This is a genomic window from Desulfosporosinus sp. FKA (assembly GCF_002196785.1).
Classification (GTDB): domain Bacteria; phylum Bacillota; class Desulfitobacteriia; order Desulfitobacteriales; family Desulfitobacteriaceae; genus Desulfosporosinus; species Desulfosporosinus acididurans.
This window is the reverse complement of record NZ_NAHZ01000028.1, coordinates 1-17,076: the sequence shown is the minus strand read 5'-3', so window position 1 is coordinate 17,076 and position 17,076 is coordinate 1. Positions and strand designations below refer to the sequence as shown.

17 protein-coding genes are annotated in these 17,076 nt (G+C 42.6%); 16 read left to right on the top strand and 1 reads right to left on the bottom strand.

Annotated features, from left to right (window positions below):
- Window positions 1-14: 14 nt before the first annotated feature.
- The 15 genes from B5771_RS10475 (at window position 15) to dapA (ending at window position 14,200) form a co-directional block, all read left to right on the top strand.
- Window positions 15-938, top strand: coding sequence for a bifunctional riboflavin kinase/FAD synthetase (locus B5771_RS10475; RefSeq protein WP_088187456.1), 924 nt, complete (start codon window positions 15-17; stop codon window positions 936-938).
- A gap of 148 nt (window positions 939-1,086) precedes the next feature.
- Window positions 1,087-1,353, top strand: a complete 267-nt coding sequence (rpsO, locus tag B5771_RS10470; RefSeq protein ID WP_047811216.1) for a 30S ribosomal protein S15 — start codon at window positions 1,087-1,089, stop codon at window positions 1,351-1,353.
- 196 nt (window positions 1,354-1,549) lie between these two features.
- Window positions 1,550-3,703: a polyribonucleotide nucleotidyltransferase gene (locus B5771_RS10465; RefSeq protein ID WP_088187455.1), complete on the top strand. Its 2,154-nt coding sequence runs from the start codon at window positions 1,550-1,552 to the stop codon at window positions 3,701-3,703.
- A gap of 68 nt (window positions 3,704-3,771) precedes the next feature.
- Window positions 3,772-4,530, top strand: a complete 759-nt coding sequence (locus B5771_RS10460) for a polysaccharide deacetylase family protein (RefSeq protein ID WP_088187454.1) — start codon at window positions 3,772-3,774, stop codon at window positions 4,528-4,530.
- 22 nt (window positions 4,531-4,552) lie between these two features.
- Window positions 4,553-5,797, top strand: coding sequence for a D-alanyl-D-alanine carboxypeptidase family protein (locus B5771_RS10455; RefSeq protein WP_088187453.1), 1,245 nt, complete (start codon window positions 4,553-4,555; stop codon window positions 5,795-5,797).
- A 13-nt stretch (window positions 5,798-5,810) separates the two neighbouring features.
- Window positions 5,811-7,082 carry a pitrilysin family protein gene (locus B5771_RS10450; RefSeq protein ID WP_088187452.1) on the top strand — a complete coding sequence of 424 codons (1,272 nt, stop codon included), beginning with the start codon at window positions 5,811-5,813 and terminating at the stop codon, window positions 7,080-7,082.
- Between the two features lie 14 nt (window positions 7,083-7,096).
- Complete coding sequence (dut, locus tag B5771_RS10445; RefSeq protein ID WP_088187451.1) at window positions 7,097-7,546, top strand: dUTP diphosphatase; 450 nt, start codon at window positions 7,097-7,099, stop codon at window positions 7,544-7,546.
- Window positions 7,547-7,676: 130 nt separating this feature from the next.
- Window positions 7,677-7,991 (top strand): hypothetical protein, encoded by a 315-nt coding sequence (locus B5771_RS10440; RefSeq protein WP_088187450.1) that lies wholly within the window; start codon window positions 7,677-7,679, stop codon window positions 7,989-7,991.
- A gap of 7 nt (window positions 7,992-7,998) precedes the next feature.
- Complete coding sequence (locus B5771_RS10435; protein WP_047811223.1) at window positions 7,999-8,268, top strand: YlmC/YmxH family sporulation protein; 270 nt, start codon at window positions 7,999-8,001, stop codon at window positions 8,266-8,268.
- A gap of 112 nt (window positions 8,269-8,380) precedes the next feature.
- Complete coding sequence (gene dapB, locus B5771_RS10430) at window positions 8,381-9,184, top strand: 4-hydroxy-tetrahydrodipicolinate reductase (RefSeq protein ID WP_088187449.1); 804 nt, start codon at window positions 8,381-8,383, stop codon at window positions 9,182-9,184.
- Window positions 9,185-9,269: 85 nt separating this feature from the next.
- Entirely contained in the window at window positions 9,270-10,181 is a 912-nt protein-coding gene (dpsA, locus tag B5771_RS10425) for a dipicolinate synthase subunit DpsA (RefSeq protein WP_047811225.1), read from the top strand.
- Between the two features lie 18 nt (window positions 10,182-10,199).
- Entirely contained in the window at window positions 10,200-10,787 is a 588-nt protein-coding gene (locus B5771_RS10420) for a dipicolinate synthase subunit B (protein ID WP_088187448.1), read from the top strand.
- A gap of 90 nt (window positions 10,788-10,877) precedes the next feature.
- On the top strand, window positions 10,878-11,867 hold the full coding sequence (locus B5771_RS10415) for an aspartate-semialdehyde dehydrogenase (RefSeq protein ID WP_088187447.1): 990 nt from the start codon (window positions 10,878-10,880) through the stop codon (window positions 11,865-11,867).
- Window positions 11,868-11,989: 122 nt separating this feature from the next.
- Window positions 11,990-13,219, top strand: a complete 1,230-nt coding sequence (dapG, locus tag B5771_RS10410; protein WP_047811228.1) for an aspartate kinase — start codon at window positions 11,990-11,992, stop codon at window positions 13,217-13,219.
- Window positions 13,220-13,261: 42 nt separating this feature from the next.
- Window positions 13,262-14,200 (top strand): 4-hydroxy-tetrahydrodipicolinate synthase, encoded by a 939-nt coding sequence (dapA, locus tag B5771_RS10405; RefSeq protein WP_088187446.1) that lies wholly within the window; start codon window positions 13,262-13,264, stop codon window positions 14,198-14,200.
- Window positions 14,201-14,600: 400 nt separating this feature from the next.
- Here dapA and B5771_RS10400 read toward each other — a convergent pair whose 3' ends face one another.
- Window positions 14,601-14,744, bottom strand: a complete 144-nt coding sequence (locus tag B5771_RS10400) for a DUF1540 domain-containing protein (RefSeq protein ID WP_088187445.1) — start codon at window positions 14,742-14,744, stop codon at window positions 14,601-14,603.
- A gap of 375 nt (window positions 14,745-15,119) precedes the next feature.
- Here B5771_RS10400 and B5771_RS10395 point away from each other — a divergent pair, with 375 nt between their 5' ends.
- Window positions 15,120-16,784: a ribonuclease J gene (locus B5771_RS10395; protein WP_088187444.1), complete on the top strand. Its 1,665-nt coding sequence runs from the start codon at window positions 15,120-15,122 to the stop codon at window positions 16,782-16,784.
- The last annotated feature ends 292 nt before the right edge of the window (window positions 16,785-17,076 follow it).

Genomic DNA, 17,076 nt, shown 5'->3' with positions numbered 1-17,076 from the left:
GGAGGTCAAAATCCGTGCAAGTTCAAACAAATATGCCAACCAATAAAGAGCCTTGTGTATTGGCATTAGGAAATTTTGATGGAGTGCACCTTGGACATCGTCGTTTGCTTGAGCATGGATTGAGACAAGCTGAACGTTTGGGAGTAGGTCTTAGTGTTTTGCTCTTTGAGCCCCATCCATTGAAAGTTCTGCAGCCTGAACGAGGAATTCAGTTACTCACGACGAATCAGGAACGCTTGAAATATTTTGAGGAGATTGGGGTAAATACAGTATTTCTTATTCCTTTCACTCGTGAGATGGCCAATACTTCACCGGAAGACTTTGTCGTCAGGATTCTTATGCCCCTGGGGGTAGTTCGCGTTGTTGTGGGCTTTAACTATTCGTTTGGTGCTCATGGTAAGGGAAGTCCAGAACTAATTCAGTTATTGGGCAAGCAATATGGATTTGGAGTCAGTGTTCTTCAAGCACAGATGCTTGAAGGAAGGGTTATTTCTTCGAGCAGTATCCGTAAAGCTTTGCTGCAAGGAGATATTGCTTTGGCGAGCGCCCTCTTAGGCCGATCTCCCAGCTTAAGCGGAACAGTGATTCATGGGGAAGAACGTGGACGATTACTAGGTTACCCGACAGCAAACCTTCGGTCAAATGAGGATATACTAATTCCCAAACGAGGTGTCTATGCCGTTTGGGCAAATATCAACGGTGCCTTTGCAGCTGGTATGATGAATATTGGTATGAAGCCAACGTTTCATGATATGTATGGGACGAGTGTTGAAGTGAATTTCTTCGATTTTAACGGAGACTTATACGGTCAAGAATTAACAATTCATATTGAGGAACGGTTGCGTGATGAGAAAAAATTTGATGGCATTAACGAACTTCTTCTTCAATTGAAAACCGATAAAATAAAAGCACAGAGTCTTCTTAAGGGATTGCTGTAAAGAAGGTCTCAAAGCAGGCCTGGAACTTTACAAAAGCCCAAGAACCATGTATACTATCATAGAACCTATGGGACCCGCTGACTCGGCTTATCGAAGCTCCGACGGTGTGCTGGGCAGCAGGGAATATTGATTATTGGAGGAAATTAACATGATGACACCTGAAAAGAAACAAGAGATTATAGTTAAGTATGCTCAACACGAAGGAGATACTGGTTCCCCGGAAGTCCAGATTGCTCTCCTTACGGAACGTATTACCTATTTAACGGAACATTTTAAAACTCACAAAAAAGACCATCATTCACGGCGTGGACTTTTAAAAATGGTCGGTTCCCGACGTTCGTTGTTAAATTATCTGAAGAAAGTTGATTTTGACCGTTATCGTAATATTATTACCGCCCTTGGTTTGAGAAAATAATAAAGATAGCACTATAGAAGTGGGTCATATGATCCACTTCTTTTAACGTTTTTAAAAGTCTTTCATCATATTTGGTTATATTTCAGAGATATTCTTAAGCAGAGAGTTTTTTTTACAAATTGCAGGAAATAATAATAATATGTCGAAGAGGAAACAAGTTAAAAAGAAGGATTGAAAGTTTTAAGGAGGTTCCATTGTGAAACAGGAAGTATTTGAAAAGTCTATCTCCGTCGGCGGACGAACGATGACTTTCCAAACTGGGAAAATTGGCAAGCAGGCTGGTGGCGCGATTTTCCTTCGTTATGGGGATACGGTAGTATCTGCTTTTGCAACATGTAGTGCAGCGCCGAGGGAAGGGATTGATTTCTTTCCTCTAACAGTTGAATTCGAAGAACGTATGTATGCCGCTGGAAAGATTCCAGGCGGATTCATTAAACGTGAAGGCAAAGCTAGCGAAAAGGCTACTTTATCGGCTCGTTTAATAGATCGTCCCATTCGTCCTTTATTTCCTGAAGGGTTTCGCAACGATGTTCAAGTAGTTGCGACTGTCATGTCAGTTGATCAAGACTGTGCAACAGATATCACGGCAATTAATGCCGCATCAGCCGCTCTAGCTGTCTCAAATATTCCTTTCGAGGGACCTGTTGCGGCGGTTACAGTTGGACTTGTGGATGGGGAATTTATTATTAACCCCACGATTGAACAAAGCGGCAAGAGTAAGATGCATCTAACCGTAGCCGGAACAGAAGAAGCGGTTATGATGGTTGAAGCCGGTGCTCAAGAAGTCGAAGAACAGTTAATGCTGGAAGCTATTATGTTTGGGCATTCTGAAATCAAAAAACTAGCTAAGTTCATTGCAGAGTATCGCGAAGATGCTTTGCAGTTGGGATTGGCAAAGGAAAAAATGAACGTCCAATACGATAAAATTCCTGAAACCATTGTTGAGGCAGTCAAAGCCTATGCCTATACTAAAATGGATGCTGCTGTTCGTGTCGAGGAGAAAAAGGCCAGAGAAAGAGCTATTGATGAAGTCAAAGTCGATGCTCTGAAATTCTTCGAGGCTGAGTTCCCCGATGATTTGAAGGCGGTAGAAACAATTTTGGAGGACATGGTTCATTTAATTGTCCGCAAATTAATTACTGACGAACATATTCGCCCTGATGGCCGGGCCGTTGATGAAGTACGTCCAATAAGTGTTGAGGTAGGGATTTTACCTCGTACTCATGGTTCAGGCCTTTTTACCAGGGGGCAAACTCAAGTATTAACTGTCGCTACGCTAGGGGCTGCCGGAGATGAACAAATTTTAGATGGTTTAGGATTAGAACGTTCGAAACGTTACATACATCACTATAACTTTCCGCCCTATAGTGTTGGAGAAACACGACCCATGCGTGGACCGGGACGCAGAGAGATCGGGCATGGAGCCTTGGCGGAAAGAGCGCTTGTTCCAGTTTTACCGGATGAAAACGACTTTCCCTATACGATACGTTTAGTATCGGAAGTGTTGGAATCCAATGGGTCCAGTTCAATGGCCTCGGTTTGTGGAAGCACGCTTTCCCTGATGGATGCCGGTGTTCCGATTTCGGCACCAGTTGCCGGCGTGGCCATGGGCCTAATTAAGGAAGGCGATAATTTCGCAATTCTTACAGATATCCAGGGACTAGAGGATCATTTCGGAGATATGGATTTCAAAGTTGCTGGCACGAGCAAAGGGGTTACAGCCCTGCAAATGGATATAAAAATTAAAGGAGTTTCCCGCGAAATTCTTGCCCAAGGACTCACTCAGGCTAAAGCCGGCAGACTCTTTATTCTCGATAAGATGCTGGCTGTTCTTGATAATCCTCGACCGGAACTCTCAATCTATGCGCCGCGCATTATCACCACCTCAATACATCCGGATAAAATACGTGATGTTATTGGACCAGGAGGAAAAACTATCAAGAAAATTATTGATGAAACAGGCGTTAAAATTGATATTGAGGATGATGGCCGCGTCTTTATCTCTTCTGTTGATGGAGAAGGCGGGGAACAGGCTTTGAAAATTATTCAAGCTCTAACTCAAGATGTCGAAGTCGGTAAAATCTATCAAGGAAAAGTTACTCGAGTCATGGATTTTGGAGCTTTTGTAGAGGTTATTCCCGGAGTCCTTGGACTTAGTGGAAAAGAAGGGTTAGTGCATATTTCACAGCTATCTCAGGAACGAGTCGAAAAGGTTGAAGATGTCGTAAAAGTTGGCGATGAAATTACGGTTAAAGCTACGGCCATTGATAAACAGGGACGTTTGAATCTTTCCCGTAAAGAAGCGATGGCAAGTGCTCGAAAGGATCCTTCCACTAGTTCATCAAAGTAGTTAATATTTTTTAATGATCAGTCTGTTAATTCCCCTCTGAGCATAAATTTATGGAAGGGGGGACGCGAATGTTTATTAACTTAAAAATCTCGCGACGAATTCTCTCGTTAGGCGGGATTTTCTTTCTCTTGTTCCTAGGAATTATCTTTGAGCATAAGATGGTGCTTTCCAATTCCCATGTTTCTAGGCCTGTGGAACAAATCAATACGGATCAGAAAGTCATGGCCCTCACAATCAATGTTGATTGGGGAGAAGAGTTTATTCCGGTAATGTTAGACGCTTTAGACAAAGGCCATGCGAAGGCTACATTTTTTGTAACGGGCCGCTGGGCTAAAAAAAACCCGGAATTGTTAAAAGAGATAGCAAATCGCGGGCATGAGATTGAAAATCATGGCTATTCCCATCCCCATCCCGATAATTTATCAGTTGGAGCAAATCAGGAAGAGATTAAAAAAACAGAGAGCATTATCCAGGGAATTATTGGCAGAAAAACTCGCTTCTATGCACCGCCCTATGGAGAAAAGGGAGCGCCAGGATTACGGGCGGCTGATTTGTTAGGGTACCAGACAATTTTGTGGACTTTAGATACTGTGGATTGGCGCGAGGGAAGCACACCAGGAATCATTGCTCAAAGAGTTATTAATCCAGCTGTACGGTTTGGCATCAAGCCTGAAAAAATTGGCGCCATTGTTTTAATGCATCCGAAATTTAATACAGTAAAGGCTTTACCGATTATTTTGAGTCAGTTGACTGGCGAAGGATTTACCTTCCAAACACTCGATGCACTAATAACATTTGATCAGATCGGAAATACTACCTCACGATGAACTTAAAAGTCGAGGTGGTTTGATGATCAGTCGAACGTGGACGCGTGCTTGGTGCTGCGTCTTTCTTTGTATCACATGTTTCGCTTCCTATGGGGTAGAACCAGCCTATGCTTCTTCTAGTCAAGCTGATAATTCAATAAAATCAGCCAAAGCTGCTCGGCCAAAACAACCTGTAAAGCGCACGAGCCCATTGAAGTCTGCAGCGCCTAAGAAATCAGCTGCCGACCAACAGGGACCTGGCAGAATTAGCGTTAGCGCAGATGCAGCGGTGCTTATGGACGTTAAAACAGGGGACGTTCTTTTTGGAAAACAAGAAAACAAACGCCGTCCCCCTGCCAGTACTACTAAAATTATGACGGCAATTTTAGGTTTGGAACTTGGAAATTCGGATGAAATTGTTACTGTTAGTCAAAAAGCTGCTAATGTTGGTGAAGCAACCTTACATCTTGACCCGGGTGAGAAAATTAATCTTTACGAACTAATTACCGGGGCCTTGGTTAAGTCTGGAAATGATGCTTGTGTGGCGATTGCGGAAAATATCGCCGGAAGCGAGAAGCAATTTGTTCAGTTAATGAATATGAAAGCTTTGGCTTTAGGTGCTCAAAACACACATTTTGGAAATACTAACGGATTACCTCTTAAGGATCATTATTCCACAGCCTATGATCTTGCCCTTATGGCCCGGCATGGATTATCTATACCTCAATTCGCCTCAATTACTCGTCAAAAAGAAACGGAGATTCATTTTCTGGAACCCGATGTGATGATGGATTTGCGCAATACGAATAAACTGCTTTGGAACTATCCCTATGCAGATGGGGTTAAAACTGGAACGACCACAGCAGCAGGAAAATGTCTTGTTGCTTCGGCGACTAAAGACGGACGTCAACTTTTAGTCGTTGTACTTCATGCTCCCGATCGTTTTGGAGATGCTCAGAAATTATTGGAGTGGGGTTTTAACAATACTGAGATTGTACATTTAGCGAATGCCGGACAGACGATTGCGGAGTTTACTAAGAGTAAGGATCCGGTTCGAGTTTTTACAGAAGCTCCAGTAGATGTAAGTATTACTAAAACAGAACGTTTGAAACTTCAAACTCATATTGTATGGGAAAAGAATGGAGATCTGCCGCTAAAGGCCGGGGAGAGACTAGGACGCTGGGAGATTTGGTTAGGAAAACAAAAACTAGGCACTGTTCCTTTATTAAGTGAGTGTGACGCTGCTAAGAATCACTCGTTGTTAAGTTTCTATTCCTTTGGGAAATAGGGGAGTGAGTTAATTGTATCAAAAGATGGTATTACCGAACGGAGTTAGAATTATTACTGAAGAAATCGAGCATGTAAGATCGGCGGCCATTGGAATCTGGGTCGGAGCAGGCTCGAGAGATGAGAAAACTGAATATGAGGGAATCTCACACTTTATTGAGCACATGTTTTTTAAAGGCACCGAACATAGAAGTGCCCGTGCTCTCGCTGAGTCTCTTGAAGCCGTTGGAGGCCAGCTGAATGCTTTTACGACGAAAGAATATACGTGCTACTACGCCAAAATACTCGATGAAGATCTGGATTTGGCTATTGATGTTTTGAGTGATATGTTCTTTTGCTCCCTCTTTGAAGAAAAAGAAATCGAAAAAGAAAAGAACGTAGTCATCGAAGAGATTAAAATGTATGAAGATTCTCCGGATGAGTTGATTCATGATATTTTTTCTGAAAAGGTTTGGAATGATCATCCTTTAGGCAAACCCATTTTAGGAACAGAAGAGAGCATTCGTGCTTTAAATCGGGAAAAAATCTTGACTTACCTTTCCGAACATTACGCACCGGATAATGTGGTCATATCGGTAGCAGGAAAGATTAAACACGATGATATTGTGGCCAAACTTTCTTCTCAATTTGGGACCTTTAAACGAGGGGGACGCCGAATTCTTGAGGAAACACCGGATGGACAGCGGGTAGAACATTACCAAACGAAAGATACGGAACAAATGCATATTCTTATCGGTGTTCCTGGCTTGGGTCAAGATGATGAGGATATTCATGCCATGCATATCTTCAACAACGTCTTAGGAGGAGGATTAAGCTCTCGCCTATTCCAAGAGATTAGGGAACAGCGCGGACTTGCTTACTCTGTTTACTCTTACCACGCAACATATGTAGATACGGGTTTGTTTGCTGTTTATGCTGGTACAAGTCCCAACAATACCCAAGAGGTTATTGAATGTATTCTTGAAGAGATTAAGGACATTCAGACTAAAGGGATTACTTCAGAGGAACTTGAACGGACAAAAGCCCAGATAAAGGGCGGCTTGTATTTAGGACTGGAATCCGTGAGCAGTCGTATGAGTCGTTTGGGGAAAACAGAATTAACCTATAATCGGGTGCTCTCTCCGGAAGAAGTGGTGGAAAAGCTTGAAAAGGTGACCCAAGAGGACGTCATACGGGTAATTGGACGCCTTTGGCAGAAGGACAAAATTAGTATTATGACCTTAGGCCCAGCTGGTCATGAAGTTGTATTAGCGGATTTGTTGAAGAAGATAGGCTGGGATGATTAAGGTGGGAGTTTCAGATGACAAATTGGCTTAACGTTAAGATTAAAAAACTTTCACCTTCTGCATCCCTTCCAGCTTATGCAACATCAGCCTCAGCAGGTGTCGATTTATGTGCTTGTCTTGAGGAAAAACTCCTTCTTAATCCGGGAGATAATGTGAAGATCCCGACAGGTATAGCAATTGAGCTTCCGAGTCAAGATGCTGTCGCTTTAGTTTTTGCTCGGAGCGGATTGGCAAATCGTTCTGGGATTGGCTTGACTAATGGAGTTGGAGTCATCGATTCCGATTATCGAGGAGAAATTCAAGTGTTGCTGCAGAATCTCGGTTCGGAGACAGTTGCTATAAACCCGGGGGATCGTATCGCTCAAATGGTCTTTATGCCTATATTTCAGGTTCAGTGGCAAGAGGTTTCAGAGCTGAAGGAATCGAATCGGGGATCTGGAGGTTTTGGCTCCACAGGGATCTGAAATGAGTGAACTCGTTCTGCAAATGAATAAAAAATGTTAAAGATGAAAAAAAGAAGGAATATTATATCCTTCTTTTTCTTGTTCTAGGGTGATAAGCTTGATCATACAATCCCCATGAGGGGGAATGAACATGCAGGCCCTTGGGGTTACGTTATTAATTATCGGGGTGATAATTTCAGTACGCGAGCGAAAATTTATGATCATGTGGCGCTCGAAGCCATCATCAAATAACCAGTTAGCGGCTGCCTTAAGTCAATTAGTAGGTACGGCCGGAGGCATTTATCTTTCCCTTGAACTTTTATTTTCTTTTTTAAAAATACCCGAGGATTGGTGGAATAACTCGAGCTTTTTTGTTGAACCCTTAGCTGTTTTTTCATTAATATTAGCTATCTTGCAACCTTTTGGCTTAAAGATCTGGCTGAGGCTGAAGAAGATAGGGAGGTAAAGAGCGAATGTTATTAAGTGATCTGGCCGGAAAGGAAATAATAAATTTACATGATGGTGCGAAACTGGGGCTTGTCGGAGATGCAGACCTTGATATTACCTTAAATGGAACGGTTGAAGCGATCATTCTTGCCTCTCGAGGAGGATTTTCCGGGTTTTGGAGTTCACGAGGGGATCGAGACCGTGACCAACTGGTAATTCCTTGGCAAACTATAAAAAAAGTGGGTTCAGAGGTAATTATTATTGATTTGCACGATAAGTTTGACAATAATCGCTAAAATATTCAATTTGACAGACAACGGGATACCCAATAAAATGAAGGGAAAAGCTTTAACCCCGCATTGCGTTTGGCAACGGGGTTTTGCCTTATTATCGCAGGAGGGGTTTCCTTTGAAGAAAATCCGAGTTTTTGTAGCTGGGGCAAGTGGGAAAATGGGACAGGAAGTAATACGATCGCTCGTTAAAGAGGATGACCTGATTTTGGTAGGAGCTTCAGATACACGTCACCAAGGAATGGACGTTGGATTTGTCGTGGGCCTTCCGCGAATGGGTTTAGATATTTCTGGTCCCTTAGATGTAGAATGTTTGCGTACTTCCAATGTCGATGTTTTAGTGGATTTTACAAACCCTCAATCGGTCTTAAAGAATGCTAAAACTGCAATTATTGCCGGAGTGGTTCCGGTAGTTGGTACGACGGGTTTAGATGACGCTGAACTCGAGGAGATTCGAACTCTGGCAGTAAAGGAAGGGGTAGGGGCGTTTATTGCACCGAATTTTTCTATTGGAGCAATATTAATGATGAGATTTGCACGGGAAGCGGCCAAATATTTTCCTCATGTTGATATTCTTGAGTTGCACCATGACCAAAAACTCGATGCTCCTTCTGGAACTGCTTTAAAAACTGCTGAACTCATTTCTGAAGTTCGTCCTCCGATGGTACAAGGACACCCGAACGAATATGAGAAAATTCCTGGAGCACGCGGCGCAGATATAGGCGGGATTCATATTCATTCTGTTCGGCTGCCTGGACTAATAGCACATCAAGAAGTTTTATTTGGTGGCTTAGGACAAGCTTTAACAATTCGGCATGATGCTTATACAAGAGAGACTTATATGCCGGGGGTAATGCTAGCCATACGTAAAGCTGTTGACTTAACTGATCTTGTGGTTGGCCTAGAGAATTTCCTCGATTAGGTAATTGTCACGCGTAACCGCTGCTCTTCCACATTCATATAATGGATAGTAGTCAATGGGACATTGTCTCAAAGGGGGCATAAAGATGAGTGCGGATCTGAAAGGAATTCGTGTAGCAGTAATTGGGGGTGATGAAAGGGAACTATATTTGATTCCCGAACTTCAAAAACTGGGGGCCTACATAGTCGGGGTTGGATTTGAAAAGGCTTCACCCATTCCGGGGGTGACATTTGTATCATCCCTTATCGAAGCTGTTGATCAGGTGGATGTGTTGCTCTTTCCAATGTTCGGTACCGATGAACGTGGGACAGTTAAAGCCAAATACTCGGCTTCTCCAATTGTGCTTAACAAAGACGTACTTCAGGCTATTTCAACTCGCGTTCCGCTGATAATCGGATTTGCGCGTCCGGCTTTGAAGTCCGCAGCAGAAAAAATGGGAATCCAGTTAGTAGAAACGATTTATCTTGATGAACTGGCCATCTTAAATTCCATTCCTTCTGCTGAAGGAGCTATTCAAATGGCTATGGAAGCTACTAACATTACTATTCACGGGAGTGAAAGTTTCGTCCTGGGCTTGGGACGTACCGGCTGGTCCTTAGCGAGAATGCTGCAAGGGATTGGAGCCCACGTTACAGGAGTAGCCCGTAAGCCAACAGATTTAGCCCGTGCAGTAGAAATGGGAATCAAAGCCGTACATTTTGCGGATTTGGAAGAAGAGATTGGGCGTGCGGAAATCATATTTAACACAGTCCCACATCTTATTTTAGACCGCGTAATGTTGGAAAAGGTGGCTAAGGATGCTGTTATCGTTGATTTGGCTTCTATCCCGGGAGGAACAGATTTTGAGTTTGCTCAATTGCTGGGCATCAAAGCTATCCTTGCTCCGGGTCTCCCAGGTATTGTAGCTCCCAAATCTGCCGGCAGAATTCTTGCTCAAATTTATCCGCAACTTATTCTTCGTCACTTGACCACCATGATTGCCAATGTTCAGTCTTAAATGTGGAGGTGCGAAGGGATGCAGTTTGACGGGTTAAAAATCGGGTTTGCTCTTACTGGCTCACACTGTATGTTACATGAAGTGGTCAAGGTAATGAAACGTTTGGTAGATGAAGGTGCGATTGTAACACCAATTATCTCGTTTTCTGTAGATACCATGGACACTCGTTTCGGAAATGCTAATGATTGGAAACGTCAATTTGAGGAGATTACTCGGCAAGAAATTATTCACACAATACCTGATGCGGAACCGATAGGTCCCAAAAAAAAGTTTGATTGTGTTGCTATTGCTCCATGTACTGGAAATTCCCTCGCTAAGTTAGCGAATGGGATAACCGATACTCCGGCTCTTATGGCCGCCAAATCTCATCTTCGTAATCAAAGGCCTGTGGTCATAGCTGTATCAACGAATGATGGATTAGGATTAAACGCTCGTAATATTGGAACGCTGCTTATCACAAAGAATGTCTATTTGGTGCCATTTGGGCAAGATAATCCTACAGCAAAAGCGAATTCATTAGTCGCTCATATGGATAAAGTTCCCGAAACAATCCTCATGGCGCTTGAAGGGAAACAGATTCAGCCTGTTCTTTGGGATTATCGATAAATCAATTGGTTTAATTAAATTATGAGAAGGTGCCTTGTTCAATACAAGGCACCCACCTGATCAACCCAACTACTAAGGAGGAATATGGGAATGTCAAATGTAGCAATTGTTGGTGCCACGGGTGCAGTCGGGCAGGAATTTTTAAAGATCCTAGCCGAACGTCACTTTCCTGTTGAAGAGTTAAGGTTATTGGCCACGAAACGATCAGCAGGGAAGAAAGTATTATGGCAAGGTCAAGAACTTGAAGTTCAAGAAACAACTCATGAGAGTTTCAAAGGTATCGACATAGCTCTTTTTGCCGGTGGCTCTGCAAGTACGGAATTTGCTCCTTCTGCCGTAAAAAGCGGTGCAGTTGTAATCGATAACAGCAGTGCTTTTCGCCTCGATCCGGAAGTCCCACTGGTTGTTCCGGAGGTTAATCCCGAGGATGTAAAAAACCATAAAGGGATTATTGCCAACCCTAATTGTTCCACCATTATTATGGCCGTGGCTATAAAGCCGATATTTGATTTGGCGGGTATCCGGCGAATTGTGGTATCGACTTATCAAGCTGTGTCCGGAGCAGGGCGTGAAGGGATCGAGGAATTGGAGGCTGAGGTTAAAGCCTGGTCAAAAGGGGATGAAATGACTCCTGCTGTTTTTCCCTATCAAATAGCCTTTAATCTTATCCCGCGCATTGATGTATTCCAAGAAGGTGACTATACCAAAGAAGAGTGGAAAATGGTTAAAGAGACTCAGAAAATTTTCCATGCACCGGACATGGCAATTACCGCAACAACTGTTCGAGTGCCGATTTTCCGCAGCCATTCTGAATCCATCAATGTAGAAACTGAAAAGCCCGTTAGTATTGCAGAAATACGTGAATCCCTAAGCAAGGCTAAGGGTGTTATCGTTGATGATGATCCCAGCAGTGATCGTTATCCTATGCCATGGTTTAGTGCAGATACTGACGAAGTTTATGTCGGACGATTGCGGAAGGATTTTTCAATTGCTCAAGGACTCAATATGTGGGTGGTAGGAGATCAAATTCGTAAAGGTGCGGCTACAAATGCTGTGCAAATCGCAGAACTTTTACTGTAATTAGGCTGCAACTACGTAACATATAATAACTTTGTGTTACTCTAGGACTTAGATCTTAATGATAAAAAGAATTAATGTAAAGGGTAAGGTTCGAGAATCGGACCTCGAAAGAGGGGATTGTTTTGCGGATATTGGTTCAGAAGTTTGGAGGAACTTCTGTAGCGACACCAGAACGCAGGGCTCAAGTGGCATCAAAAGTTTCAGAAGCTGTGCATAGCGGATATTCGCCGGTGGTTGTTGTTTCGGCGATAGGTAGATCCGGGGATCCCTATGCCACTGATACTTTTCTCAATCTGGCAAAAGGAATTTATTCAGATTTACCAAAACGGGAATTAGATTTGTTGATGAGCTGCGGGGAAGTTATTTCCGGAACAGTATTGGTAAGCACTCTTAATAGCATTGGTTTTGAAGCTGTTCTTTTTACTGGAGCACATGCTGGAATTATTACCAACGATGATTTTGGTGATGCACGGATTGTTCGAGTCGAGCCGGGAGCTATTTTAGAACAATTGGAAAAGGGGAAAGTGGTTGTTGTAACAGGCTTTCAGGGCATAACGGAAGATGGTCAGATTACGACTCTTGGGCGCGGAGGAAGTGACACAACTGCTTCAGCCTTAGGAGTTGCCCTGGAAGCTGAAACGATAGATATCTATACCGATGTTGATGGTATCATGACAGCTGATCCAAGAATTGTAGAAGATGCTCGGATTATTGATACAGTAACCTATAATGAAATTTGTCAATTAGCTTATCAAGGTGCTAAAGTGATTCATCCTAGAGCCGTGGAAATTGCGATGCAGCGAAACATCCCGCTGAGGATAAAATCCACGTTTTCCGATGCACCAGGGACCTTGGTTACAAACATGCTTCCGGATCGAGGGATAGGTACAGATATAACGAATGACCGTATTATTACGGGGATTGCCCATACTCCCAATGTCACTCAATTGAAAGTGTTAACTGAGAATACTCCGGATCTTCATCTTACAGACAAACGGATTTTCAAAGCATTGGCGCTCGCCGATATAAGCGTAGATTTTATTAGTGTTCAGACGGAAGCTGTTGAGTTTACTGTTTCTGATGAAGTAGCCTCGAAGGCCATTAAAATATTACAAAATATGGGCTTTGAGCCGGGTGTTATTCCGAGTTGTGCTAAAGTATCCATAGTCGGAGCTGGAATTGCTGGTGTACCCGGTGTGATGGCTGATATGGTGGAAGCACTTTCTGATGCTGGTGTAACAATCTTACAATCAGCAGATTCACATACTACCATTTGGGTTCTAGTTCATAAGGAAGACATGGCAACTGCGGTACAGGCTTTACACCAGAAGTTTCGGTTAGGTGTTTGTTAGGAAGAGGAGAAAACTGGATGTTATTGAGAAAGGATGAGTAAAATGTCTTTTGGAAGAATACTCACGGCCATGGTGACTCCTATGAACGAAACGATGGAGGTAGACTATCAAGAAGCAAAACACTTGGCGGAGTATTTGGTTGCCCATGGTTCTGATGGGATTGTCGTCTGTGGAACAACAGGAGAATCTCCGACCGTGACTGAGACGGAAAAAATTGAACTTTTTAAAGTTGTTAAAGAGGCCGTGGGATCTCAGGGTATGGTCATTGCAGGAATCGGTACAAATTCCACGGATGCAAGCATATCTCTGGCCCGTAAAGCCGCAGCCACGGGTGTAGACGGTTTAATGGCAGTTGTGCCATATTATAATAAGCCTTCTCAAGAAGGGATGTTTCAGCATTTTAAGGCAATTGCCGAAGCAACGCCTTTACCTTTGATGTTATACAATGTTCCGGGAAGAACGTCAGCTAATCTCATGCCTTTAACCGTAAAACGATTGTCAGAAATACCGAACATTGTTGCTTTAAAAGAAGCGGCAGGATCTCTTGATCAGGTAAGTGAACTGAAAAGAATGCTGCCAGCCGGCTTTGCTGTTTACAGCGGAGATGACTCTATGACCTTGCCGATGTTAGCATTAGGCTGCAGCGGAATTATCAGCGTGGCAGCCCATGTGGTCGGAGATGAAATGAAAGCTATGGTAGATGCTTGGTTTGCCGGAGATACGGCCAAAGCCACGGATTGGCATCTTGAACTGTTTCCAGTCTTCAAGGGAATCTTTATCACCGCTAACCCTGTCCCTGTCAAAGCTCTCCTTAACATGTATGGTCACAAGGTTGGGGGGGTACGTCTACCCTTAGTTAAGGCGACAGCAGAGGAGCTTAAATTTTTGCAAGATCTTATGAATAACGTTAAACGGATAGAACCTGTGCGAAAATCGGAACTTAAAGCAGCCTCTGGAAGAGCCATGGACCAAATGGTTTGAGAATAGGTCATTTGTAATCAGCTTAATTGACTCCTGTGTCCTTTATGACGATCAGAGAATATAGTAAAATGAATTACTTAACTAAACTCCGTACCCATTTCAGAAAATGGTACGGAGTTTAGTTGTTGTTGTACTTGAAATTCGCCAAATTCATGTCTTTGGAATTGAAGAATTGATTCAATAAAAATTGCAGCGATTTATTTCATGCAATTCTTGTGTTTTTGCAAATTTGAAAGAATATTTTGACTTTACAAGAAGTATTCTATTTCTAAATTCATATTTTGTTCGAAAACAATATAGCCATTACCCCTAAGGTGTAGTGAGCTAGGCGCATTCGGCGAAGTGTCCACAGGACACTTTCGTCACCGAAGCCCCAATGTTCAGCTTTAGTTGGACGAGTTCACGTTTCACTTGGTTCATAGAAAGCACATTCAGCTTCACGATCTGCAACACTCGACGTTACGCTGAGTGTCTCCAGTTGGCAATGTCCTTCTTCATTGTGGCTGCAGTCTGTAGCAGAGCATACTACATTTGTATTAGGCATGATAAGTTTACCACCTTTCTCAAACAAAATCTAAAACTATAGTCTCCAGAATAAATGACTTTATTCCATAGGACATTAGCATAGAGATTTGGCAAAATACTCTGGATTGGATTAATTGATTATTTACTATTACCCCGAAAGGATTGAAGGAACTTGCCAGTAAGGGATTTGCGCGCTATAATAAAGTATATTTGTTGTGCGGCTAGTTTCATAGATGCTTTCGAAATACTGACGAACACTGGACGTCATTGTGTTCGCTTAGAGTATTTCGCTTTTTTTGTTGCCCTTATTTTGGCGTCAAAAGAAACCACGGGGATCTCCTTAGCTTTTAAGGCACAATCAAGAGATAAAATAATTTACTGGAGGTAGATTTTATTGCCCAAAGAGCATAAACTACAGATTATCCCCTTGGGCGGACTTGGGGAAATCGGCAAAAACATGACCGTCATACGGTATGATAACCAGATGTTGCTTGTTGATGCTGGCTTGGCATTTCCTGAAGACGAAATGCTTGGAATTGATATTGTTATACCTGATTATTCATATTTAATTGAAAACAAAGAGATGCTTCTCGGTATCTTAATAACTCACGGACATGAAGATCATATAGGGGCATTACCATATCTTTTGCGAGATATTGATGTGCCTATTTTTGGAACCCGTCTTACATTAGGTATTATTCAATCCAAAATGAAAGAGAGTAATTTAAATAATATTAAGGCTACAGTGGTCCAACCGCGGGATACGATTAAGCTCGGAGTATTTAGAATTGAGTTTATTCGAGTAAATCATAGCATTCCAGATTCTGTTGGATTGGCTATCCATACTCCCTTGGGGACTATTGTGCATACCGGCGACTTTAAATTGGACCATACGCCTGTATCAGGAGAAATATTAGACATTCATAAATTTTCCGAGTTAGGAGATAAAGGAGTTTTGTGCCTCCTCTCCGATAGTACCAATGTGGAAAGACCAGGATTTACACCGTCAGAAAGAAATGTTGGAGAGATGATCGACGAGGCATTTCGTAATGCCAAGGAACGGGTTATTCTGGCGAGTTTTGCTTCAAATGTTTATCGTTTACAGCAGGCTATTACTTCAGCGGTCAAAACTAATCGTAAGGTGGCAGTTGTAGGTCGAAGTATGCTTAATATTGTTGGGATTTCTGCAGAATTAGGATACTTAGATATACCTGACGGTACGTTGGTTGATATCGATGAAATTATCGGCTTGCCTGGTAATCAAGCTTGCATTCTAACAACAGGGAGTCAAGGAGAACCCATGTCCGCGCTGACTAGGATGGCAAATCATGATCATCGTCATGTAGCTATCCAGCCCGGAGATACGGTCATAATTTCAGCAAGTCCGATACCGGGCAATGAAAAATCTGTCGCCAGAACGGTTGATCAATTATTTAAACTCGGTGCCAACGTTATCTATGAATCGACGGAGGGAATGCACGTTTCTGGTCACGCCAGCCAGGAAGAACAAAAATTGATGCTAAATATGGTTCGGCCAAAATACTTTATGCCGGTTCACGGTGAATATCGGATGCTGATAAAGCATGCTCAATTAGCCGAACAACTGGGTGTTCCTCGCGAAGATATTTTCGTTTCTGAAAATGGAGGAATTGTTGAGTTTACACGTCATGGAGCAGCTATTGGGGGCAAGGTTACAGCTGGCAAAGTTTTGATAGATGGATTAGGTATTGGCGACGTAGGAAATATTGTTCTGAGAGACCGCAAGCAACTGTCTCAGGATGGTATTCTGATTGTCGTTATGACGATTAGTCGTTCAACAGGAGCGATTGTTGCCGGACCTGATGTGGTGACCCGTGGCTTTGTTTATGTTCGAGAATCGGAGTCTATGCTTGATGAAGCCAAATTAAAGGTTAAGCAAACCATGGCACGCTGCCGCGAGAATCATATTACGGAATGGGCAGTCCTCAAAAGTCAAATTAGGGATGCCTTAAGTAAGCAGTTCTATGAAAAAACCCGTCGCCGACCTATGATTCTGCCAATTATTCAAGAAGTTGAATAGGATATTTTTGTCCTTAGTGTATAGCCTTAATTGATTGAGTTAAGAGCAAGTAAATATCTGAACTCCAGAATTCATAGTTATGTCAGGATTTTTAAGATAAAATCGTGATAATTACTATGAATTCTACTATTCTAGCCAGCTTTTAAGACCCCCGCTTCTATAAGTGAGGCCACTGAAAAAGTCCCATTATAGTAAGAAGGTGTAGCACCTCAAAATACTGAGGAAGTTATACCTTTTTTGCTTTATAATTATAGTATCAATTACATGTAGGTGAGCAGTACTATGATTCAAA